Source organism: Streptomyces sp. NBC_00647 (assembly GCF_045207245.1).
Taxonomy (GTDB): Bacteria; Actinomycetota; Actinomycetes; order Streptomycetales; family Streptomycetaceae; genus Streptomyces.
The window spans coordinates 4701734-4723290 of sequence record NZ_CP109040.1 but is presented as its reverse complement, the minus strand read 5'-3'; the positions used below and the strand labels follow the sequence as shown (position 1 = coordinate 4723290).

General features: G+C 69.4%; 17 protein-coding genes, 1 tRNA gene and 6 pseudogenes. 11 read left to right on the top strand and 13 right to left on the bottom strand.

The genetic code is table 11. The features are described 5' to 3' along the window. From OG788_RS20590 to OG788_RS20580, 3 genes are all read right to left on the bottom strand, one after another. Nucleotides 1-210, bottom strand: coding sequence for a hypothetical protein (locus OG788_RS20590; protein WP_406372599.1), 210 nt, complete (start codon nucleotides 208-210; stop codon nucleotides 1-3). A gap of 181 nt (nucleotides 211-391) precedes the next feature. Further along, the gene (locus OG788_RS20585; protein ID WP_406372598.1) at nucleotides 392-562 is read right to left on the bottom strand and encodes a hypothetical protein; all 171 of its coding nucleotides are present in this window, start codon (nucleotides 560-562) and stop codon (nucleotides 392-394) included. 237 nt (nucleotides 563-799) lie between these two features. Next, nucleotides 800-1570: a DUF2637 domain-containing protein gene (locus OG788_RS20580; RefSeq protein ID WP_406372596.1), complete on the bottom strand. Its 771-nt coding sequence runs from the start codon at nucleotides 1568-1570 to the stop codon at nucleotides 800-802. Nucleotides 1571-2309: 739 nt separating this feature from the next. Here OG788_RS20580 and OG788_RS20575 point away from each other — a divergent pair. Beyond that, nucleotides 2310-3662 carry a helix-turn-helix domain-containing protein gene (locus OG788_RS20575; RefSeq protein WP_406372595.1) on the top strand — a complete coding sequence of 451 codons (1353 nt, stop codon included), beginning with the start codon at nucleotides 2310-2312 and terminating at the stop codon, nucleotides 3660-3662. A gap of 142 nt (nucleotides 3663-3804) precedes the next feature. Here the strand turns inward: OG788_RS20575 and OG788_RS20570 are convergent, their stop codons facing one another. The 3 genes from OG788_RS20570 to OG788_RS20560 all read right to left on the bottom strand — a co-directional run bounded on the left by OG788_RS20570 (nucleotide 3805) and on the right by OG788_RS20560 (nucleotide 6887). Further along, nucleotides 3805-4416, bottom strand: coding sequence for a DUF4232 domain-containing protein (locus tag OG788_RS20570; RefSeq protein WP_406372593.1), 612 nt, complete (start codon nucleotides 4414-4416; stop codon nucleotides 3805-3807). Nucleotides 4417-5149: 733 nt separating this feature from the next. Beyond that, the gene (locus tag OG788_RS20565) at nucleotides 5150-5926 is read right to left on the bottom strand and encodes a DUF5707 domain-containing protein (RefSeq protein ID WP_406372591.1); all 777 of its coding nucleotides are present in this window, start codon (nucleotides 5924-5926) and stop codon (nucleotides 5150-5152) included. 76 nt (nucleotides 5927-6002) lie between these two features. Continuing rightward, complete coding sequence (locus OG788_RS20560) at nucleotides 6003-6887, bottom strand: hypothetical protein (RefSeq protein ID WP_406372589.1); 885 nt, start codon at nucleotides 6885-6887, stop codon at nucleotides 6003-6005. A 508-nt stretch (nucleotides 6888-7395) separates the two neighbouring features. On the opposite strand from OG788_RS20560, the gene OG788_RS20555 reads away from it, so the two are divergent. Together OG788_RS20555 and OG788_RS20550 are read left to right on the top strand one after the other, a co-directional pair. Further along, on the top strand, nucleotides 7396-9528 hold the full coding sequence (locus tag OG788_RS20555) for a nitrate- and nitrite sensing domain-containing protein (RefSeq protein WP_406372587.1): 2133 nt from the start codon (nucleotides 7396-7398) through the stop codon (nucleotides 9526-9528). Continuing rightward, nucleotides 9528-9947, top strand: coding sequence for a roadblock/LC7 domain-containing protein (locus OG788_RS20550; RefSeq protein ID WP_351549121.1), 420 nt, complete (start codon nucleotides 9528-9530; stop codon nucleotides 9945-9947). The genes OG788_RS20555 and OG788_RS20550 overlap by 1 nt, the downstream gene beginning before the upstream one ends. Before the next feature lie 143 nt (nucleotides 9948-10090). Here OG788_RS20550 and OG788_RS20545 read toward each other — a convergent pair whose 3' ends face one another. Then, nucleotides 10091-10549, bottom strand: a complete 459-nt coding sequence (locus OG788_RS20545) for a MarR family winged helix-turn-helix transcriptional regulator (RefSeq protein WP_406376802.1) — start codon at nucleotides 10547-10549, stop codon at nucleotides 10091-10093. Here OG788_RS20545 and OG788_RS20540 point away from each other — a divergent pair. Continuing rightward, nucleotides 10528-11262: pseudogene (locus OG788_RS20540) on the top strand (MFS transporter); the annotation flags it as partial. The gene OG788_RS20545 and the pseudogene OG788_RS20540 overlap by 22 nt on opposite strands. A 466-nt stretch (nucleotides 11263-11728) precedes the next feature. On the opposite strand, the gene OG788_RS20535 reads toward OG788_RS20540, so the two are convergent. From OG788_RS20535 to OG788_RS20525, 3 genes are all read right to left on the bottom strand, one after another. Continuing rightward, nucleotides 11729-12493, bottom strand: coding sequence for a hypothetical protein (locus OG788_RS20535; RefSeq protein WP_406372585.1), 765 nt, complete (start codon nucleotides 12491-12493; stop codon nucleotides 11729-11731). A 163-nt stretch (nucleotides 12494-12656) separates the two neighbouring features. Then, nucleotides 12657-13628, bottom strand: coding sequence for a CU044_5270 family protein (locus OG788_RS20530; protein WP_406372583.1), 972 nt, complete (start codon nucleotides 13626-13628; stop codon nucleotides 12657-12659). After that, nucleotides 13625-14224 (bottom strand): RNA polymerase sigma factor, encoded by a 600-nt coding sequence (locus OG788_RS20525; RefSeq protein ID WP_406372582.1) that lies wholly within the window; start codon nucleotides 14222-14224, stop codon nucleotides 13625-13627. The genes OG788_RS20530 and OG788_RS20525 overlap by 4 nt, the downstream gene beginning before the upstream one ends. Before the next feature lie 213 nt (nucleotides 14225-14437). Between OG788_RS20525 and OG788_RS20520 the strand changes: the two are divergent. From OG788_RS20520 to OG788_RS20490, 7 genes and pseudogenes are all read left to right on the top strand, one after another. Then, nucleotides 14438-14518, top strand: a pseudogene (locus OG788_RS20520) (TetR family transcriptional regulator); the annotation flags it as partial. Then, nucleotides 14512-14661, top strand: a pseudogene (locus OG788_RS20515) (replication initiator); the annotation flags it as partial. The pseudogenes OG788_RS20520 and OG788_RS20515, both read left to right, overlap by 7 nt. A gap of 17 nt (nucleotides 14662-14678) precedes the next feature. Then, a pseudogene (locus OG788_RS20510) lies at nucleotides 14679-14843 on the top strand (site-specific integrase); the annotation flags it as partial. A gap of 962 nt (nucleotides 14844-15805) precedes the next feature. Further along, nucleotides 15806-16256 (top strand): annotated as a pseudogene (locus tag OG788_RS20505) (replication initiator); the annotation flags it as partial. After that, a complete protein-coding gene (locus OG788_RS20500; protein ID WP_406372581.1) occupies nucleotides 16256-16468 on the top strand; it encodes a helix-turn-helix domain-containing protein in 213 nt (70 codons plus the stop codon). The pseudogene OG788_RS20505 and the gene OG788_RS20500, both read left to right, overlap by 1 nt. A 274-nt stretch (nucleotides 16469-16742) precedes the next feature. Then, a pseudogene (locus OG788_RS20495) lies at nucleotides 16743-16889 on the top strand (site-specific integrase); the annotation flags it as partial. Then, nucleotides 16890-17624 (top strand): tyrosine-type recombinase/integrase, encoded by a 735-nt coding sequence (locus tag OG788_RS20490; protein ID WP_406376801.1) that lies wholly within the window; start codon nucleotides 16890-16892, stop codon nucleotides 17622-17624. Between the two features lie 381 nt (nucleotides 17625-18005). Here OG788_RS20490 and OG788_RS20485 read toward each other — a convergent pair. From OG788_RS20485 to OG788_RS20475, 3 genes are all read right to left on the bottom strand, one after another. Continuing rightward, a tRNA-Arg gene (locus OG788_RS20485) sits at nucleotides 18006-18078 on the bottom strand. Between the two features lie 207 nt (nucleotides 18079-18285). Beyond that, nucleotides 18286-18936 carry a ScbR family autoregulator-binding transcription factor gene (locus OG788_RS20480; protein WP_406372579.1) on the bottom strand — a complete coding sequence of 217 codons (651 nt, stop codon included), beginning with the start codon at nucleotides 18934-18936 and terminating at the stop codon, nucleotides 18286-18288. Between the two features lie 195 nt (nucleotides 18937-19131). Then, the gene (locus tag OG788_RS20475) at nucleotides 19132-21081 is read right to left on the bottom strand and encodes an IclR family transcriptional regulator C-terminal domain-containing protein (RefSeq protein ID WP_406372577.1); all 1950 of its coding nucleotides are present in this window, start codon (nucleotides 21079-21081) and stop codon (nucleotides 19132-19134) included. Nucleotides 21082-21557: the final 476 nt, after the last annotated feature.

Here is a 21557-nt window from a genome sequence, read left to right as displayed (position 1 = left end):
TCATGGCCGGAGGTGCCGGTCGCGCTCTCCGGCCAACCTCTTGCGCACCCACAGAAGCCCCACCACACCACCCACGACGGCCATGTACGCCGTCAACGGCCCGTCGTTCAGCAGGAGACCCGGCGAGGCGATGCCACCCACGATGAGCAGCCATCCACACCCCGCGACCACGAGATCCGCCCCGTCCGGACGCCGTCGCTCTTCCTCCACGCTTCTCCAACTCCCTTTCCCCTGAGGCCTGTTCGAGGGCAGCCTGTGCGTCTGCGACTGCGCCTGCGCCTGCGCGTCTCGCGACCCGCCGACCACCGGCGGGAGCGCCGCGGCTTCTCGAGCCGGGAGGCGCGAGACACTGTGGAGTTCCGGAGTTCCGGCACTGCCGTCCGCGTCGGGCCTACTTGCTGAGCATGTCCACGAGAGCCACGAACACGCCCACGCCGAGGACGGCGAGGGCAACGAACACGACAGCCATCAGCGAGCAGCATGAGGCGACGGCCACCATGAACCACGCCCGGCCCGTGGCCCGTTGATACTCGGCGTCGTCGTCCAAACCCTCATCGCTCACGTCGCCCCCTCGACACGCACTGTACAAAGCGATCGCCGGAGCGCGTCAGGCCCGGGCTCCTTCCGTCCGGCGGGGATCGGCGATCCGCTCGCCGAAACGCACCTGCAGCCGAAGGGCACGGCACCGGAAAGGCAAAGGGCCGGCCCGGGAGGAAACCCCTCTTGAGCCGGCCTTCCGTCTGTCCCCCGAGCAGACCCCTTGCCGTCTTTCTGCGCTCATTCACGGCGGGTCGTTCCGCTACTGGCGGTTGCGACGCGTGGTCTGCCGCGGGGGCAGGGTCAAGGTGATCTGCCGGATGAGTTGGTGGAAGCACGCGAGGGACGCGAGAGCGGGCAGGCAGGCCCCGGCGATACCGGTGAAGGTCTTCTCCGCCTGCGCTACGCACAGCACCATCGCGACGGAGGAGAAGAGCAGAACGACGCACCACGAGTGCACGGCTCGGCGCTGATGCAGGGCAGTCCGGAGGATGGAGAGAGAGGCCACCATCCAGGGGCCGTACACGAGAAGAGGCCACAACGGGAACATTCCACCTCCCGTTCCGGACGTGATGCTCTGCAGAGGCTTGTAGGCGACCATGCCGCCGAAGACGCTGACCATCGCCACGATGACGGCAACGAGTGCGACGATGACGAAGCTCCCGATCTGCAACCACTTGAGCCGGACTTTTCGGACTCGCAACTTCCGATGCCCGGCGGAAGAGCGCCGGGTGGGCGGCAGTTGAGCGGTGATCTGCGCCAGATTCTCCATCGGGTCGGTGAAGTCGGCGTCGGGCGAGGACTCGCTGCGAGGTGGCGGCACCCTGGCCGTCTGCTCCGCCGGGACAGCCTCCTGCATGAGGTAGGCAAGTTCCTCGACCGGGTCCCAGCCCGCGTCGGGTGGGGTCAGGGGAACCCCTTCGTGCACGCTGTCGACAGGTCCACCGTTCCAGCCGGTGCCCGACCCGTAGGAGTATGCGTCTGAATACCCTTCACGCCGCGCAAAGGAAGGGTCTACATAGTCATGATTCATAGGAATGCGCCCCTCGGGCGCGGTCCGCGTGACGGCCGGAGCTCTGCTGGCCGTTCCACCGCGAATCGAGTTCCCCCTGGATCGCCTCCAGCAGCGCGATGAACTCGCGAAGCAGCGGCTCGGTGACCCGACGTTCGACCCGCGCACCGTCCCCGATCACGGTGTCCCGTACCGGAAGGGCCGAGTATGCCGCACCAGGCGGTGGAGCGTATTTCCCCACTGTCAGATCACGGACCGCAGACAGACCATCCGTCCTCGGGTCGCGTCGAGGCAGGCCCTGGGACCTTGCTTTCGTCATATACCGCTAACGCCGCTTCCCCTCCTCCAGATGCGCGGCAGATGAGTGACCCTGTCGGTGTGAAACGTGAGGAAGGAATTTCTTGATTGATTTCCTACGTATCTCACTCGCACTTTATGGGCCGAGCGGGTCTTCTTGTGTTTTCTTCAGTGGTAAATAGGATTCGCCGCCGGTGGACAGGGGCGATGAACACTGACGGTGGAGGCCCGGAAGCCGACTCCGTGCGGACGGTGGCGTCGATGGAGAACGACCCGCACGGGGTGTTCGGGCCGGCGGTGGCGTGCAAGCTCGCGCTTCGCGACCCTGGAACCATCCCAGCCGTACTGACGTGCACGTATGGGGAGTGGGGAGTGGGGAGTGGGGAGTGGGGAGTGCCTGGAATGCCGTCCCGGATCGGGACATGACTGCACAGGCCGACGGATGGATGCGAGTACGGACCACATGGGTGCAATCCACGAGGACGCGGCGGAGTTCGCGATACTGCTGACGCGTCTGAAGGAGCGCACGGACCGTAGCTACGCGGCGCTGGCCCGCCGTCTGGGCATGAATGCCTCCACGCTGCACCGCTACTGCGCCGGAGCGGCGGTCCCCCTGGACTTCGCCGGGATCGAGCGGTTCGCCGCCCTCTGCGGAGCCACCCCCGAGGAACGCGTGGAGTTGCACCGCCGGTGGATCCTGGCGGTCGCGGCACGGCAACGACCACGCCCATCCGATGCCCGGCGGTCACCGACGCCCCAGGACACCACGAGCACCGCGGCATCGGCCGCATCGGCGAGCCACACCAGCCCGACGGACGAGGCACCCGAGCCGACTTCGCCGGCCGGCCCGAGCCCCGAGCCGACCTCGACGGCGGACCCGTGCCGGGGGCCGACCTCGACGGCCGACCCGTGCCAGGGGCCGACTGCGCCGGCCGACCGGCAGCCCCACGCCGGGCGCCCCCGACGACGGCCCGTGCGATCGATGGCGCTGGCGGCCTCGCTCGCCGTGGCGCTCGCCGGCCTCACCGCATCCGCCGCCCGCCCCCCCTCCGCCGGAGGTGAGTCGTCGGCCTCCGCCCCCACCACACCGAATCCCTCCGCTCCGGCCACGCACAGTGGCGGCAGCCCGGAGAGGAACCGGGCGGGCGCCGGCACGGACCCATCGTCGGCCCCGCTCACCTGGACGGCCAACTCCCACCTCTGGCAGCTCGAATGCGACCATGACTACGTCATCGCCAAGCCACCGGAGCAGGTCCCGCCGCCGCCGACGCCGGGGGACGCCGCGGCGTGGGCCGCGTCCCAGCGGGCGGTGCACGGGCGCACCACCGATCTGCGGATCTCGGTGCAGGGACGCGGCTCCGCCGCCGTCGTCCTGGAGGCACTGCATGTGCGCGTGGTCAACCGCACCACCCCCGCCGCCCGCCGGGGCATCGCCTACTCCCTGTACGAAGGCTGCGGCGCCGTCCTCGTCCCCCGCTACTTCTCCGTGAACCTCGACATGAACCGACCCCTGGCCCGTTCGATGCCCGGCAACGACCCGGACAGGCCGGCCCCCGCGCTCGGCTTCCCCTACCGGGTGTCCCTGCAGGAGCCGGAGGTCCTGCTGCTCTCCGCGCGCACCGAGTCCTGCACCTGCGACTGGTACCTCGAGCTCGACTGGTCCTCACAGGGCCGGACCGGCACGGTGCGCATCGACGATCACGGCCGCCCGTTCCGCACCACCAGCATCGAGGGGCTACCGCACTACTGGTACCGCAACCCCCATGGCTGGGTCCCCGTGACCGCCGCCTACGACACGACGGAAACCGGCGACTGACGAAGCAACAGACCGCACTGCCCGCCCGCCGGCCGACGACAGCCGGCCCGGCAGCCGGCCACGACGGCGGGCGCGCAACCGACCCGCACGCGTGTGCCTCGCTGTACCCCCACTCGCCTCACCCCGCATCCGTCGAGGTCCGTCACTTCGACATGATGAAGTCCAAGGCGTAACCGGGAGCGGTCGTCCAGTAGGTGACACGCTGAAAGTCGTTGGCGTACAACGTGTCGACGGGCATGGGGACATCGATCGGCTTGCTCGCGAGGCTGCCGGGCGTACGACCCTGGAGGCTGAGGGTGATGCTCTTCGCCTCGTACTCGTCCATGGGGCCGTTGACGAGCAGAGCGGCATACGCCTCCTCACCCGGAGCGAGGGTGACGGGCACCCCCGGGTTCGGGTCGCTCTCCTTGATCACTGGGGCCGTGGTCCGACCGGCACCGAGCCGCACGAGAGGGTAGCGGTAGAGCTTGCATTTCTTGTCGCCGGCGTTCTGGACGCTGAGGAGGAGGTGCCGGGCGTCCTGGCTGTCTGCGGGCTCCTTCACGGCGGACACCCCGAGGACGTCCTGGGAGCAGGCGGCGACGGTGGCCTTGGCGGCAGTGCCGCCCGAGCGGTGCTTCACCGCGTCCTTGGCCTTCCCGCTGACCGTCCCCGGCCCGGTGACGGAGGCCTGTGCCGACACACCACACCCAAGAGCCAGGACGAGACCCGCGGCCACGGCCACACGGCGGCCCGTAAGGGACTTCACGTTCATATGCGTGTTCCTTTTCTGATCGGTATGAGGTCGCGCTTGCCGGCGGCCCGGCACCGCGGATTCGAGGTGCGTGCCGGACCGTCGCCGCCACACCACCTGTCTCCTCCCTCGGACTGCGGTGGCGGGGGCGAAGGCGGTCGGGCGCCTTGAGCGTCCGCGCCCTGCGTCCCGGGTGCCCAAAGGGATGGGTGTCCCAGTGGACGGGGGAGTCGGGGTGTCGTGGTGCTGCCGGGCGGTCGGCCGCTTCAGCCGGTGCGACAGCCACAGCATCGGATCCGCCATGGGCCGGGGACAACAGCCGCCGCCCAACCCGCAACGGTGGGACGGTCCCACCCCCGGCGACCTGCGGAAACAAGCAAGCCTGGGATGCCTGTCCGGGATGGGACACCCCCTGGATCCGGCGGCCGGACACCCGGTGGTCTCGGCCCGCGCCCGCCGCCTCGACCCGCGCCCGCCGCCTCGACCGGCGACGGGCGCAAACGGCCCTGCCCCAGAGCCCCCGCTGCCGGCAGCGGACCCTTCGGGGAGGCGCTGCCTCGGGTGAGCGGGCAGCCCGGCCGCGCGCAGCGGTGGCGACGCGGTGGCGACGCGATGGCGACGCGATGGCGACGCGGAGGGCGGAGCCGCTCGCTGGGGGGGCTGATCGCCCCCTACCAAGAAATCAAGTGCCGATGAAGCGGAAACGGAGTCGGCCCGGCACAAGGCCGGACCGACTCGACCTCGCCGTCGAGCGCTATTGCACGTCGACGTAGTCGCCGGTCGCCGAAACGGCCGGAGTAGTCGTGGTGCCGGCGAAGTTCCAGCGCCAGTAGCCGTCCACGGACGCGGTGGTCGTGGTCAGCAGGTCACCCGTGCTGGAGGTGTTCACCGTCTTGACGGTGGTGTAGGTGCTGGTGCCCGCCTTGCGGAACTGGAGCTTGACCGGCTGCACGGTGTAGCCCGCGTAGACATCGGTGTCCCAGTTCGCCCGGGTGAGCTTTCCGGTGATCTTGAGGGTCTTGCCCTTGGCGATCGGTTCCGGGCCGGCGTTGACGGTCAGTTTCGAGTACCGCTGGATGCGGGTGGTCGTGTAGGCGTCCCGCTGGGTCCAACTGTCGTCGTTGGCCCATACGTCGACTCCGACCTTCCAGGTCCCGGCGTCGGTGTTGGTGAGCCACCAGTCAGATTCGAAGGTGAAGGTCTTCGAGCAGGTGGAGGTGGTCGCGCTGGAGGCCACGCAGTCCGCGGGAGTGGTGTCCTCGTTCGGCGTGATGTAGCCGTCGGGGTTGTCGGGATCCGTTCCGCGCCACAGGTAGAAGTCCGCGTCCCAGATGCCCGAGGGATCGGTGGCGGTCACCGAAACCGTGACCGTCTTGTCGGAGAGGCCGACAGCGATGCTTTTACCGCCGTTGACGGAGACGTTGACGATCTGGATGTCGCCGAGGGTCTCGTCCGCGTACGCGGCAGGGCTGATGAATCCGCCCAGCGCGGAGGCGGCAGCGAGCACAGCGAAGGTTGCGCGCTTGCGCATGAATCTCCCACAGTGAAGAGGACGTGTTCCGCCGGATACATGACACGGCGGGCAGGATGAGGGGCCAACGCCCGGGTCAGGACTTGGAGAGCGTGACCTCCGACTCCTGCTGTCCGGAGTCGGCAGTCACCGGGTAGTCCCGGTCGTTCGCCCGGGCCCTGCTGCGCATCGTTGCGGGGCCGGCTTGGAACGAAGTGCCGGGTTCCTGGCTGGTGAGGCTGACAGACCATGGGACGGGCGAGCCTGGGGTGCAGGCCACGGCGGTCTCATAAGTCGCGGCCGGCGTTTCCTTCTTCTGGATCTGGAAGATCTGGCCGACGAGCGAGACGCTGGTCGGCTTGTTGCACGTCACGGTGCCACCGACGGTGATCCGACCCTCCGGTACGTCCACCGTGCCCTCGGGGTTGACGTTCATCCCCATGGCGAGTTCAAGCGGAGGTTCGGGCATGACCGCGTGAACCGCGCCGCGCAGAGGCACCGTTGATCCATTGCAGTACTGCTCGAAGGTGGCGTCGAGCTCATGGACGTAGCTGTAGGGGCCGAACGTGATGTGTTCGATGGTGAAGGAGCCGGAGTTGGTGTTGCACCCCTTCTCGGTGCCGTTGTCAATCCCGCTGAACACCAGTTCCGGATCCCCCGGCTGGGCATCGGGCCATTGCTTCGCCCCGGTGTACGTGGTGCCCTCGGTCAGCTTCTGACCATCGGGCGCGGCGACGATGAGACGCCAGAGCGTTCCCTCGTCCGCATCTATCGCAAGGGTGAGACTGTTCTCGTCCGCGCTGCCCTGGACGTCGAACATCTGGACTGCTCCAGTCGTGTACTCGTACGACTGGCCTCCTGAAATGGGCTCACCCGCATCGCCGCCGAAGCTCAGCGTTCCCGATGTCGAGCTGTAGGCCTGCGCGGTGTCCGCCAATGGCGCGGCCGTGAGCGCAACCGTCATCGCCGCGACAGCGCCCACTGCCCTGGCCAGTACGCGTTTCGGCATGGCACTTCTCGTCAAATTTGCCCCAAGGAAGTATGTCGATCTTGGCCGATCGGACGTGCGGCTCATGTGTCACTGAGGGCCAAGTCGGACGAAGCGTGAGTGTGGGTGAGGCCGTCGAACCTCACTAGAGGAGCGCAGAAGCTTCAGCAAACGTCACAGCGGCCTCACAGGTCCCGCTCGTCAGATGCCTCGTGAAACGGCAAAGGGTCAGTCGGGGAGGAAACCCCTCCTGAGCCGGCCCTTCCGGCAGTGTCCTGCGGTGGCGTACTCCGTGCCCGGGCATGCGAGTGCGCCGCCGTCCGGTGCCGTTGATGTCACGCGTGGATGTCGGGTGTGCTGGGCCGGTGCCTGGCGTCGCCTGCCTTGTCATCCGCGGTCACAGTCTCTTGGCCCGCGGTGTGAGGGCGGCGCAATTGAATCTCTCACGCGGCCTAACAGGTCGGAAACCGGCCGCTACGGCGGTCGGACTAGCGTCGTGACCATGAGGGTGTGGACGCCAGTACGGCTGGCGCTGGGCAGGTTCGAAGCAATCGGCAAGAGCGTTTTAGGCAAGGGCGGTTCGGGGCGCCGCCGCAGTGGCCAAACGCCTTCTGGCCGTCGGTCGATGCCTGGTTGGCGCAGCATCAGGGGCCGTGTGGCGGTGGTCATCACGGTCCCGATCTGCCTGCTGCTGGCGGTGGCCGGTTTCGCCGTGCAGGGCCGCGCCGTGGCCCTCGGCGACGCCCGGACGACCCGTTCCGAGGTTGGCCTGAGCCTGCGAATCCAGGCCCTGGTGCACCAGCTGCAGCGCGAACGCGGCCTGACCAACGGTCTGTTGGGAGGTGAGGAGGGGTTCCGCCCACCGCTCGCCGCTACTCGCAAGCGCGTTGACACGGCACTGCGCGGAATGCGCCACGAAAGCGCCGTCGAGGATGTCATTCAGCGGCGCTTGCGGCGCCTTGGCGACATCCGGGCCGCCACCGACAGGGGCGGCGCGGGCACCGCGGACCGGGCCGCGACACTGAACTTCTACACCACCGCCGTCGAAGCCCTCAACGCCGTCGACCCGGTAGTGGAAACCGCGAATGGCATCGATCGTCAACTGGCTGACGGGCTCGCGGCGTTGCGGGAACTGGCCGCGGCCAAGGAGTCGGTCGCTCTCGAACGTGGCCTCCTCAATGGCGTGTTCGCAAACGGCGGCTTTCACGGCCGCGAGTACCTCACGTTCACCGAGGTACGTGCTACGCGCGTCGCCGCCCTCGCCCGTTTCCGGCAGGTCGCCACCGCACCCCAGCGCGCGGCTCTGAAGAACGCCTTCGGCACCGAGGACGCCGAACGCGCCACCGTCTACGAGCGCCGGGCGGAGGGCGCCGCCGATGGCTCCGCGCTGCACGCCGACGCCGGCGCCTGGTGGGACGCGATGACCGTACTCGTCGACGATCTGTACGCCGTCCAGCAGTCGGTCGGTGACGACGCGAGGGACCGGGCCGGCCGGCTCAGCCACGACGCCGAGATCGGCCTCGCCGCCTATCTCGTCGCGGGAGCGCTCATTGCCGCCTTCGTAGCGGGCCTCGCCGCCTTTGCCTCCCGTTCCCTCACACGCCCGCTGGGCGCGCTCGCCGAGGCCGCCCACGACGTGGCGCGGCACCGGCTGCCCACGACTGTCGCCCGTATCCAGCAGTCCCTGCAGGACCACGCTGAGATCCTCCCGCCGGCGGACGCGCCGGACAACCTCGATTCACGGCTGCTGGGCGGCGCGGCGGAGATCGCCGAGGTCGCAGCGTCCCTGCACCAGGTGGAACACACCGCCCTCCGTCTGGCCGCCCAGCAGGCCGGCCTGCGCCGTAACACCACCGAATCGCTGGCCAATCTCGGCCGCCGCAACCAGAACCTCGTGCGTCGTCAGCTCAGCCTCATCACCCGCCTGGAACGGCAGGAACTCGACCCGGACGCCCTCGCCGAGCTCTTCGAGCTCGACCACCTCGCCACCCGGATGCGGCGCAACGCCGAAAGCCTTCTGGTCCTGGTCGGGCAGAATTCGCCGCAGCCCACGGCAGCACCCGCCGACGGCCTGGAAGTCGTCCAGTCCGCCGTCGCCGAGGTGGAGCAGTACCGACGGGTCCTGATCGCCACCGTGGAGCCGGTGCGGGTGCGCGGGCACGCCGTCGCCGACGTCGCCCACCTCCTTGCCGAACTCATCGAGAACGGGCTGACTTTCTCGCCACCGACCGAACCGGTCGAGGTTCACGGCTGGTACGACACCGAGGACAACACGTACTGCTTCGCTGTCGTCGACCACGGCATCGGCATGTCCGAAGCCGACAAGGAACGTGCCAACGCCCGCCTCTCCGACGCCGGTGAGGAAGCCTTCCTCGCCGCGCCCACTCGGTTCCTCGGCCACCTCGTCGTCGGCCGACTCGCCCACCGCCTCGGTGAAGGTGCCCAAGTCCACCTCTTCGACACCACCGGCGGCGGCCTCTCCGCACTCCTTGCCCTCCCCGGACGCCTGCTCGCCCCCGTGGAAGCACCCTCCGTCTCACCCCCGCCCGCCAGGCCCGCTGTCTCCTCCCTGCTCAACGGCTTCCGAGCAGGCGTCGCCCGTGCCGAGGCCCGAAGCACACAAGGAGCGTCATAGTGACCACCGCCATCCAGAATTTCGGCTGGCTCATCTCGGAGTTCGTACGCACCGCCGACGGCGTCACCGATGCCGTCGCCGTCTCCACCGACGGCCTGCTCATGGCTGCCTCGGACAACCTCGGCCGAGATCGCGCGGACCACCTCGCCGCCATCGTCTCCGGCATCACCAGCCTCGCCCAGAACGCGTCCACCACACACGGCTTCCGCGGCATGAAACTCGTGATGATCGAAATGCTCGGGGGCTTCCTCATGGTGGGCCGCATTCGCGACGGCAGCTGTCTCGGCGTCCTCGCCGCCGAGGGGTGTGACGTCGGCCTGGTCGGCTATGAGATGGCTACCCTCGCCGACCGCGCCGGAGAACTGCTCACCCCACAGTTGGTACGCGACCTCCACTCCGCTCCACTGGTCGCGGGATAGTTGCGGCGCGCTCCGGCCACCTGTGTCACGGGGGCCCTTGCATCCGCGACAGATCCCCGCTGCCTGCGCCCGCACGCGTGGGGCGGGACGCGGGCGAAGAGGATGAGCGGAGCGGAAGCCGGCTGCGGCGGGGAGCAAGCCGGTCAGGGAGTTCGTCCATCAGGGGTGCGGAGGGGGCGTGGTGTCACCGCGTCCTGTTCCGTGAGGTGGCTGTCCATGGTGGTGTTCAGGGCGGCCATGAACGCTTCGAACTGTTCCAGGAACTGGGGCGGGTAGTGCGACATCGCGGCGTCGAGGCGGTGGGCGAGCGGGCCGAAGAACTCGTCCGCCCGTTCCTGGATGTGCCCGCCGCTGCGCAGCGTGACGATGCGCCGGTCGGAGTGCTCGCGGGCACGGGTGATGTGCCCCGCCGCTTCGAGACGGTTCAGGAGCGCGGTGGTGGCGCCCGTGGACAGGGAGATCCGCTCGCTCAGCCGCGCCGGTGACAGGGGAGTGCCACGCTCCTCGGCGGCGGCGATCTCCAGGACCGCGGTCGCATCCGTGGAGTGCAGGCCCAGCCAGGCGGCGAAGCGCCGGCTGAGCCCTTCAGCAGCGCCGTACAGCCGCCGCGGGCCGCGAGCCGCTGGTGACCCCGGGCCTGCTGCGCAAGCCGGCCTTCACCGTCGGGCTCGGCGGCATCGCCCTGTTCTTCGGCGGGCTCATCGGCACCCAGCTCGTGCTGACCCTGTTCCTCCAGATCGGCCGGCACTTCACCGCCGGTGAGGCGGGACTGGGCAACCTGCCCCTCGCGGTGGGAACCGCGATCGGTGGCGCGGTCAGCGGCGCGTTCCTCGCGGACAAGATCGGCCGCAAGGTGCTGCAGATCGGACCGCTGGTCCAGCTGGCCGGCGCGGCCGTGCTGTGGTTCGAGCTCGACGGCCTCGACGCCGCCCCGTTCTCGATCTGGGACATCGTTCCCGGCGTGACAGTGGCGGGCATCGGCGCCGGCATGGTGATCGCCGCCCTGTTCAGCTTCATCCTGGCCGCGGTCGACGACGACGACATCGGATCCGCCTCCGGTGTCCTGTCGGCGGTCCAGGCGGTCGGCGGTTCCATCGGCGTCGCGGTCTTCGGCTCGGTGTTCTTCGCCCAGGCCAAGACCGGTGACTTCACCGGCGGCTTCCACCGCGCGCTGATCGTCCAGGCGTGCCTGCTGGTGGTCTTCCTCGCGATCACCTTCCTGCTTCCCAAGAAGGGCCGCCCCGAAGAAGAGCAGCACGGCACCCCCGACGCGACTGCCGACGGCTCCGGCACCAAGCAGCACCTCACCGTGTGAGCCCCGGCCGGGGACCGTGCGCGGCAAGCGGTCCCCGGCCGGCCCGAACGGACCGCGCACCGGGCCGCCCCCGATGCGGGAGAAGCTCCGACAGCCAGTCCGGCACCAGTTGGGGCGCTGTCATCGCCCTGGTGGTCATGCACTTCGTCGCCGCTGCTGTGGCCATACCCGCCTACCAGCGGCTCCTCCCGCTTCATTGGCGACGGTCTTGAAGACCATTGGCGACGGTCTTGAAGACCGTGGTCGTCGTCGCCTCATCGAGATCCGGCCCTGCCCACCAGAGCGGTGACCGGCCTCATGGTCCGCACGGCGCGCTGGCTCACGTTGCACTGAGGCCCGTGCACGGCCGCTCGCGGTCGGCCGGCGCAAGGCGTCGGGTCGGCCGCGATCGTGGCGGACCCGACGCCTTACCGTCGCAGCCGTTACCGCCGGCTCGGGCCCCACCAGCCCGCCGGCACCGTGGACATCACTTCACCACGACGTTGTCCCCGGACGACGTCGACGGCCCGGTGGTGGTGTTGCCGTAGTACACCCAGCGCCACGTACCCGTCTTGGAGGCCTTCACGGTCGTCCTGAGATCGCCCGAGCCGTTCGCGTACACCTTCTTCACCGTGGTGTAGGAGGCGGTGCCGGCAGGCTTGAACTGCAGGCTCACCAGGCGGCCTTCGTAGGAGGCGTACTTCCTGGTCTCCCAGTTGGCCCGCGTGACCTTTCCGGTCACGGTGATGGTCGTGTCCTTGGACACCGGTTCGGGCGAGGCGTTGACGGTCAGGCGGGAGTTGCGCTGGACGTGGACGGTCAGCCCCTCGTCGTCGGTGTCACCGCCGCCGCCCTCGAAGTACACCTCGGCCCCGACCTTCCAGGCCCCGGCCTCGCTGTTGCGCATGTCCCACACGCTCGGGTCGAAGTACATCGTCTCGTTGAAGTCGCAGACGCCCGAGCTCACCTTGTTGCAGTCGCTCGTCTCGACGGCGTGCCACAGCCGATCGCCCGCACCACCGCGGTACAGGAACACCGCCGGCCACTTCCACTGGTGAGTGGTCGCCATCCGGAAGGAGGCGGGTGCCGCGACCTCCTTCGACACCCCGATCACAATCGGCTTGCCGCCGTTCACCTGGACACGGGTGAACGAGACCCCACCCTCGGCCGCCCCGGCCGGCGCCGCGGCCACGGCCGTGAACACCGCCGCCGCACCACCGGCCACGACGACTCTCCAGACCCGCTTCCCCACTTGATCCCCAATCTCGTCACGGAAAGGCACCGAAGGCACATCCCTCCAGCGCCTTGCAGACAGCCGGCATCCGCACGGGGTTGTACACCCGCGCATCACAATGGGGCATCAGACAATCCCCGCCTCCCGCGAGGCGGAGAGGCTTCGGCGCCCCCGCCGGATGTCAGGGGCGGTCGCCCTTGTGGTCGACGATTCCCGTGGCCAGGAGCGCGTTCTGGAACATGAGGTCGCCCGCCTTCCAGGGCCGGTCGGGGGTGTCGTCGGCGCCCGGGAACGAATCCTTGTAGTCCTTGACGACGATCCATCGGTCACCGAGGTACTGGTATGTGTGCGGGTCGATCAGGATCTCGCGGCGGACCTTCTGCCCCTTCACGTCGTGCCCGACCGCGAGGACGTCCCGGCCCGCGAGGTCCCGTACGAGATGGTCGGTGACCTCGACGCCGGGGACCGCGGCCAGTGCGCGGTACAGCTTGGCGAGCGCCTGCGGCGGGATGGGCTGGGACTTGAACAGCACACGCAGCGCACTCATGTCCTGCTCCCCCTCGGACTCGGGGCTGCCCTTCCCGGACGGGTAGTAGGCGCGGACCTTCTTCAGCACGGCGGCCGGGTCGTCCGGCAGTTCGTCGAGGAAGCGGAGCCGTTCGCGCATGGAGCGGTCGTCGCCCTCCTTGCCGTTCTCGAAGCGCGGGTCCGCGTACCGCACCCAGTGCTCCTGGGGCTCCGGCTCGGGCTGGGCGGCCTTGCTCTTGGGCCACATTCCGGGAGTGGTCGAGAGCTTCTTCTCGTAGACCCACTGGCCCGCGTGCGGCGTGGGCGGCGGATCGGCCCGCTCCAGCGTGGAGGCGGCCCGCTCCAGCACCTCCTTCACCGAACCCGGCACCGTCCGCGTCGCCGGCACCGTGCGCTCCGCACCACTGTGGCCGCCCCCTCCAAGGCCGGAGGCCAGCACGGCCACCGCGGTGAGCGCGGCGGCGGCCCCGACCGCTGCGAACCGCCAGTCGGCCCGCAGCCTGCGTCCCCTGCCACGCCCCGCGGCGCTGCTCAGCCGGTCCCGCCCCTCGGCGAGCCGTGCCCGGTCGGGCTTCGGCGCCCCGGCCCGGAACTCGCGTACGTCCTTCATCTCGTCCACGTTCACAGCCGGACCACCTCCGCCACTTCGCCCAGAAACGCCGGGTCGGCACCCAGCGCGGCCCGTACCTTGCGGCGGGCCCGGTTGAGCCGGGACCGCACGGTCCCGACGGGTATGCCGAGCGCCTCGGCGACCTCCTGGTAGGTCAGGTCGGCCCAGGCCACGAGCAGCAGCACATGCCGGTCGGCGGCGGACAGCGCGGCGAGCGCGTCCGCGAGCGGGGCGCGGTCGGCGACCAGGTCCGCGGTGTCCTCGACCCAGCCGGCCGCGACGGGGTCCTGGCCGGTCCTGGCCAGCGCCCGCAGACCGCGTACTTCCTTCCGGCGCTGCTTGCCGATGAGGTGCGCGGCGATCCCGTACAGCCAGGGCCGGGCACTGGCCCGCGAGGCGTCGTAGCGGGCACGCACCCGGAACGCGGTCAGGAACGTGTCGGCCGTGATGTCGTCCGCCGCGTGGTCGCCGAGGCGCCGGGCCGCGTACCGGTGGATGTCGGGTGCGTACCGGTCGTAGAGCCGGGCGAACAGCTCCGGATGTTCCAGGGACTGCGCGATGACATGGCCGTCGCGCTCGTCACCGGGGTCGAGCGCCGGTGGTCCGGTCACGGGTCCTCCGTCAGCGGGTGGGGTCGAGCGTGTCACCCGTTGTTCCCCGCTGCCCCGCGAAGAGTTCACGGCCGCACAGGATTTCTCAGGGAGCGGGCGCGACCCTACGGGATCAGCCGCGCCGGCATCTCCCGTGCGTACCCGTCGTCGTACACCCCGCCGTGGTCGCTGATGTCGAGCTGGGCCAGTTCGGCGAGGAACTTGAGCGGGCGGTCGAAGCGCATCGATCCCGTCACGGCACGGGCCCTGGTCGCGCTCATGGACGGGATCTCGCTGCAGGTGCTGCTCACGGGGCCCGCCGGCTGGTCCGCACCGCCTGGACGCTCGGTGCCCGCAAGGAGTTGGAAGATCTCCGGCTCTGGGCCTGGGCCCACATGCTCGGCTTCCGCGGCCATTTCTCCCTCAAGTCCCGCCGCTGCTCCACCACCCTCGGCGCACCGCCCGCACCGCCCGCACCGCCCGCACCGCCCGCCAGGTCGAGCCGCGGAACGTCCATCGCTCCTTCACCCGAGTCGCCGATTCCGCCGGCCTTCGCGTGATCCGGCTGCAAGACGCTCGGCACGGCCCCGCCACCCTGCTCACGGCGGCCGGAGTCACACCCCGGGTCGTGATGGAGATCCGTTGATGTCAGATCTGGAAGTCAGAAGGGGACCACTTCCCAATTTTGGGAGGTGGTCCCCTTCTGAACTGGTGCCCCCGGCAGGATTCGAACCTGCGACACCCGCTTTAGGAGCGAGGTGGGGCGATCACGGGTCTGACCTGCTGCTTCCCCGCCCTGGGCGGGGTCTTGCCGTGTGCCCCTCTCCGCACCCCGATTCCCCGTGGTTCCCCGCTCGTTCTGGCACGGAAGTGGCACCACCGTTCTCGCCCAGCATGCCTGTTGAGCGCGGACAAAAGGCGCTATCCCGGGCACACAGTGGTGCGCTTAGTTAATGATCATATTGAGGACAGAAGTCCCCAGATAGAGCGCCAGAAAGATCAGGCAGATATGAAAAAAGCCCGGTTTGCCTTCACTTTTCCGGTCGAGCGCAATGAGGAACAGTAATAAAAGTAATAGAAAGAGTAAATCTGCCATTTGCACCTTCTTGTATCCCGCTCTTGCTCGGTACAGCGAATTCCGAAGCGGCGGTGTCACACTTTGGAAGATCGCGTATGCGGATGCGGCCTGACCTGGTGAGACGCTGACCTGCGCGTTGCCGGGATGCTCGCCGATGTTCCCCGCCGGTCACTGTTCGATCGGGCGCGCAAGGGGCACACGTGGCCTTCTCTCGCCCCACCAGGGACTCGGCGCCCTTCGGGGACCCAATGCAGCCTGGTCGGGGCCCGCGCGGTCGGGGGAGAGAGTTTGAGGTCTGGTGATCTGTGGGGCGAGAGCATGAAAGGGGGCCTTTAAGCTTGATCCAATGGCGAGGGTCATTGATCCTCACCGTGCGAAGAAGGCACTCGGCCCCCTTTCTTGTTCTCGGAGGGGCCCCGCAGGTCAGCAGACCTTAAAGTCTCGGAGCGACTGCCCCAGCCCCCATCGATCCCGCCCACCACGGCCCGCCTGATCCGGCTCAGCTCCAGCCGTCGCGCACCTGCTCCGGCACCGTGGATCACCGGATCGGGGAGCTGTCAGAGCTCGACCCAGCTGCCGCTGCCCGACCACACCCGGCGCCTGATCGAAGCCTGCTGGGACCTGGACGACGCCCACCCGGAACGGATGCTGGCGCGCTGGGCTCACATGCTCGGCTTCCGCGGGCACTTCTCCACGAAGTCCCGCCGCTACTCGACCACCCTGGGCGCGCTGCGTCAGGTGCGGGCCGACTACCGAGCCCGGCAGGAACGCCGCGAACGCGGGCTCTCCGAGGACTTCGACGACTCGGAGGGCTCCACGCTCGTGCTCGCCCACTGGACCTACGCCGGACAGGGTCACACGCCGGGAGAGTCCTGGCCGGCCGAATCGATCGCGAGGGAGATCCGCCTGAACCGAGAGACCGCACGCGAAGCACTCGCCGACATGCCAGATCACGAGACAGAGGGGGAGTGGTGATGGCCGACCGTTTACTGACCGTGCAGGAGGTCGCCGAACTCCTCGGCACCGGGGTCCGGTTCCCTAGGCGTTTGGTCGAGGAGCGTCGGATCACGTTCGTCCGCGTTGGTCGGCACGTCCGCATCCCTGAGAGCGCGGTGTCGGCCTACATCACTGAGCACACCGTTCAGCCGGTGACCGTTCGGCCTGGCGTGCTTCGGAGGGTGGCCTGATGGCGAACAATCAGGGCAGGCGTCGCCGCTTCGGTTCTGTTCGCCAGCTCAAGTCAGGTCGTTGGCAGGCGCGTTACCGCGATCCCGCCACGGGGCAGCTCCGCACAGCAGAGGAGACGTACGCGACCAAGCCCGCGCGGAGGTCGTGCTGGCGCACATCGAGGCGGACATCACCCGTGGTCAGTAGGCTGATCCCGACGCAGGCAAGGTCCAGTTTGGCGAGTACGCCACGGGGTGGCTCAATGATCCGAAGCTCGCTGCCCGTTCGCGGGAGCGGCACGAGTCAGTGATCCGGCTGCACCTGCTGCCCACCTTCGGTGAGCGTCCGTTGGCCTCGATCACCACGGCGCAGGTGCGGGCCTGGCGCACGGCGGGTCTCGCGCGGACCGGTGAGCCGACTGTGGTCAAGGCTTACCAGGTCATGCGGGCGATTCTGAACACGGCCGTCGATGACGAGCTGATCCGCCGCAACCCCTGCCGGATCAAGGGCGCCGACCGTTACGACGTGCCGGAGCGGCCCGTCCTCACCGTGGCAGAGGTGTACGCCATGGCCGACTCGATGGCCCCGCGGGATCGGTTGCTGGTCCTCCTGGCTGCGTTCACCGGACTGCGCTTCGGGGAGCTGGCCTCGCTCCGCCGGCGCGATGTCGACCCCGAGAACGCCGCGCTCATGGTCCGCCGCTCGCAAGCTGAGATGCAGACGGGAGCTCTCTTCGACAAGGCGCCGAAGTCCGACGCCGGGGCCCGGCCTGTGGCCTTCCCGACTGAGCTTCTGCCGGATGTGAAAGCGCACCTCGACGGCTTCGCGGTGGCGGGGCGTGACGGTCACGTCTTTCTGGGCCTCCAGGGCGGCCAGCTCCGCAGGAGCAACTTCCGGGATGACTGGATCAGGGCGCGGACGAAGGCAGGCGTCACGGCAGACGTGCACTTCCACGATCTTCGGCACACCGGCAACACGCTCGCAGCGTCCGGCGCGAGCCTTCGGGAGCTGATGACCAGGATGGGCCACAGCACACCGCGTGCGGCGCTGATCTATCAACACGTGGTGAGCGGTCGCGACCGCGAGATTGCCGATCGGCTCGGCTCGATGATCCGGGAGATGGAAGGGAGACGCGCTTTTAGGGACGGGGAGCAGGAGGGGCCGCTGCTCTCCTGAGGGATCGGCGCAGGGCGTGTCTGCTGTGTACGCGCAGCAAGTCGCTCGCTTCGAAGGCTTCCCGAAGGGCGGTCTCTGCCGACTCGAGAGTCTGCTGAAGCTGGGCTGCCTCGGCCCGCGTCCCGTCGGTCCAGTCGCGGACCGGCCCGTTCGCTCGGACATGACCAGCCATAGACACGCGAGCTGCGTAGGCAGCGGTTTGCAGGGCCACAAGGGAGTCGGGAACCTGTATGTCGTCCACCTCCGCATGCTAGGCACGACGGGGGTAGTGCCATAGGGCGGTGGCACGGTCAGGTCGTTGTGGCGCGCGAGTGGCACGGCATCGGAAACGGCACAGGGCCAGCCTGGGAGGAAACCCTCCTGAGCTGGCCCTTTGTGCTGTGCCCCCGGCAGGATTCGAACCTGCGACACCCGCTTTAGGAGAGCGGTGCTCTATCCCCTGAGCTACGAAGGCGTGCGGATCGTGTGCGATCCGGTAGCTAGCGTAGCGGATGCGGGATGGAGGCTGGGAAAGTTCCCGTCTGCGCAGGTGGGGCGGGGCTGGGCGGGTGGTCGACGGGCGAAGGCCGAGGCGCACAGGTCGAGGGGCGAACGGCGAGGGGCGAAGGGCGAGGGGCGAAGGTCGAAGGGCGAGGGGCGAGGGGTGGGCGTCGGGGCTTGGTCATCTGGCCGGAAGGCTTGAGAGGGCCGGTCGGGTCAGGTGGAGCATGCGGGTCAGCCACTGGTCTCCCGTTTCGCGCGGGGAGTGGGAGTGGGAGTGGGAGGCGCGTGGGGGCTGGAAGGGCCGTGGGGTGTTGGCGGGGACGCGGGGGAGGGCCGTGGTGCCGGTGATCATGGACAGCATCAGGGCGGCAGCCGCGCGCACGTCGACCTCGGGCAGCAGCGAGCCGTCGCGGCTTGCCCGGCGCAGGGTCCCGTGCAGCGCGCCGAGCCAGTTGAGGTGACAGTGGAGCGAGGGGTCGTCGGGGGTTCTGATCTCCTGGGTCAGGCGTGCGCCCGCACGGACGACCAGGTCCGTTTCGAGGAGGCCCACGAGGGTGTGGGCCATGGCGGTGGCGATCTCGAAGGCCGGGGTCTCGCGCCGCGTCAGCTCCACCAGCGCGGCGCCCGACGTGACGCAGGCCTCCGCCTGGACGGCCCGGGCGAGATCGGACTTGGCCGAGAAGTGGAAGAACAGGGCGCCCTTGGTGACCTGCGCGCGTTCGCTGATCACGGAGAGCGTGGCGCCTTCGTAACCGGCCTGGTCGAACACGGTGGAGGCCGCTCGGATCAGGTTGCGCCTGGTTCGCTCGGACCTCTCCTGCTTCACCACGACGCGATCACCCGGACGCTCCTTGTCGTTCGGCCGCTGTTTGTCCTGCCGCCAGCGACGCTAGGAACCTGCTTTCGGGTCTGTCAACGGGGCCGGGTCGTACAGATCATCTTCACGCCATTGCGGTAATCCCCCTGAGAGGCAGGGGAGTTGCCCGGACGTCGGTGGGCGGGACGGCGGCTCCGGTCATCCGTCTCAGGTCAGCTGGACCAGCCGGAAGCGGCCCGCGATGTGCAGGTCCGACTCGATGCGGGTCGCCGTCGCGTGGAGTTCGGGCAGTACGTCGCGGACGCACTCCTCGGCCGTACGGCGGCTGCTGTGCATGGCGACGTTCAGCGCGGCCACGACGCGTCCGCCGCGGTCGCGCACCGGGACGGCGATGGACCGCAGCCCCTGCTCCAACTCCTCCTCGACCATGGCGTATCCGGCCTTCCGGACCCGGTCCAGTTCGGCCCTGAAGCGCTCCGGGTCCGTGATGGTCCGCGGGGTCAACTGGCTCAACTGGTCGGGCAGCGCGGCGGAAAGGCCGCCCCGCGGGCCGACGGAAGAGTCTCCGGAAGGATGCAGGGAAGGGTGCACGGAAGGGGCTACGGGCTCTCCGGAGAGCCCGTCCTCGAGTCCCTCCGTCGCGTGGGTCTCCGGCAGATCGGCCAGGATGACGCGGCCCAGCGAGGTGGCGTACGCGGGCAGCCGGGTGCCGACGGTGACGTTCACGCTCATGATGCGGCGGGTCGACACCCGCCCGGTGTACTGGATCTCGTCGCCGGTCAGCACCGCGAGCGACACCGAGTCGTGCAGCCGCTGGGAGAGTTCGGTCATGTGCGGGGTCGCGATCTCGGGGAGCGAGGTCCGCGAGAGTGGCGGGAAGCCGAGGCTGAGGACGCGCGGGGTGAGCCGGAAGAAGCGGTCGTGCGAGCTGACGTATCCGAGGTGTTCCAGCGTGATCAGGGCACGGCGGGCGGTCGCCCGGGCGAGTCCGGTCGCCTGGGCGACCGCGGTGAGGGTCAGTTCGGCGCGCCCCTCACCGAAGGCGGTGATCACGGTCAGTCCGCGGGCCAGTGACTCGATGAACTCCCGCCCCAGTTCGTGCTTGGAGGCGCCGGTCCAGTCGGCGAGCCCGGAGGGCGTGGTGGCGTTCCCGGCGTCGGCTCGCGCATGTCCTTCCGCGGCGAGCGCACTCTGCTCGGGTGCCGCCTGCTCCGGTGCCGCCTGCGTCGACGCCTCCCGTTCTGCCACCGTCCACTCCGACGCCGTCCGCTCCGACGCCGTCCGGTCCGACGTCCTCCGATCGGGCGCCCTCCGCTCCGGTGCCGGCTCCGCTTCCAGCGTCAACACCCGTTCCATCTCGGCCACTGCCATCCGCAGCCGTGGCAGCAGCGCGTCCCGCAGGTCGGTGGCGCTGTGCCGGCTCGTGTGGCTCACCACGTTCACCACGCAGGCGATCCGCCCCGCCTCCCGTACGGGCATCGAGACGGCGACCAGCCCGGGCTCGATCAGCTGGTCGTCCAACGCCCAGCCCGTCCTGCGTGCTTCGGCCGCCCGCTGCTCGAAGTCGTCTCCGACAGTGGGGAGTTGGCCGGCCGGGAACTCGGTGGCTTCCGTCCTCCCGCCGTACGGTCTGCTCCGTGCCGGTACGGCGGGAAAGCCGCGGTCCTCCGGATCGGTCGCGCGGCGCTCCCGCCAGCGTGTCCACTCCTCCGCGCTCCAGTCGGAGGCGAACAGCGCTCCCGGCGCGGTGCGTTCGGCGGGCAGCAGGTCGCCGATGCGGAAGCTCAGGGACATCGCGCGGCGCCGGGTCGCCTGATGGATGAAGCGGATGCCGTCCTGGTCGCCGACGGCGAGGGACACCGACTCGTCGAGTTCGTCGGCGAGCGCGTCCGCGTACGCGTCCAGGAGGCGGGGAAGCCGGAGAGCGGCGAGATAGGCGTTGCCCAGTTCCATCAGACGTGGGGCGAGTATGGCGTCCCGGCCGTCGAGGCGTACGTATCCCATGCGCGTGAGGGTCGCCGTGATCCGGTCGACAGTGGACCGCGCGAGCCCGGTGGCCCGCTCGAGTCCGCTCAGACTGGACGCCCCGTCCGCCTCGGTCAGCCGGCGCAGTACGGCGATCCCGCGGATGAGCGGCGTGACCGCCTCGTCAGGCACCTCGGCCCCGGCGGAGATCCCGGCCGAGGTCCCGGAGACGGACGCCCCGGACCGGTCGCCCGTCCCGACTCCGGTGGTCGATGCCCCCGTGCCAGGTCCTGCGCCCGCCCCCGAGCGAGGCCCCGGCCCTGCGCCCGACCTCGTGCCAGGCGCTGTGCCCGACCCAGGCCCCGACCCCGCGCCAGGTCCTGTGCCCGACCCCGCGGTCGGCCCTGCGTTCGATGACGTGGCGTTCGATGACATGGGCTCTCCGTTGCGGCTCTCAGAGGAGTCACCGTGTGGCGGGTCTCGGGTGAGTCACCGTGTGGCGGATCTCGGATGAGTCACTGTGTGGCTGGATCTCCGATGAGCCACGGTAATGCTTGCCCGGCCGTCGAAGCAGGTCGGCCGCTCCTCGGCACGGGCACCGATCCGCCGTACGCACCCCCGCCCGTCGCCTGTCCCTCACCTCCGCGAGGTTCATCCGTCCGCCTGTT

Coding starts and splice junctions, on each gene's coding strand:
- OG788_RS20580 (WP_406372596.1), bottom strand. CDS start 1,570: ATGAATCATGACTATGTAGACCCTTCCTTTGCGCGGCGTGAAGGGTAT.
- OG788_RS20575 (WP_406372595.1), top strand. CDS start 2,310: ATGGGTGCAATCCACGAGGACGCGGCGGAGTTCGCGATACTGCTGACG.
- OG788_RS20570 (WP_406372593.1), bottom strand. CDS start 4,416: ATGAACGTGAAGTCCCTTACGGGCCGCCGTGTGGCCGTGGCCGCGGGT.
- OG788_RS20565 (WP_406372591.1), bottom strand. CDS start 5,926: ATGCGCAAGCGCGCAACCTTCGCTGTGCTCGCTGCCGCCTCCGCGCTG.
- OG788_RS20555 (WP_406372587.1), top strand. CDS start 7,396: ATGAGGGTGTGGACGCCAGTACGGCTGGCGCTGGGCAGGTTCGAAGCA.
- OG788_RS20500 (WP_406372581.1), top strand. CDS start 16,256: ATGGCCGACCGTTTACTGACCGTGCAGGAGGTCGCCGAACTCCTCGGC.
- OG788_RS20490 (WP_406376801.1), top strand. CDS start 16,890: ATGCGGGCGATTCTGAACACGGCCGTCGATGACGAGCTGATCCGCCGC.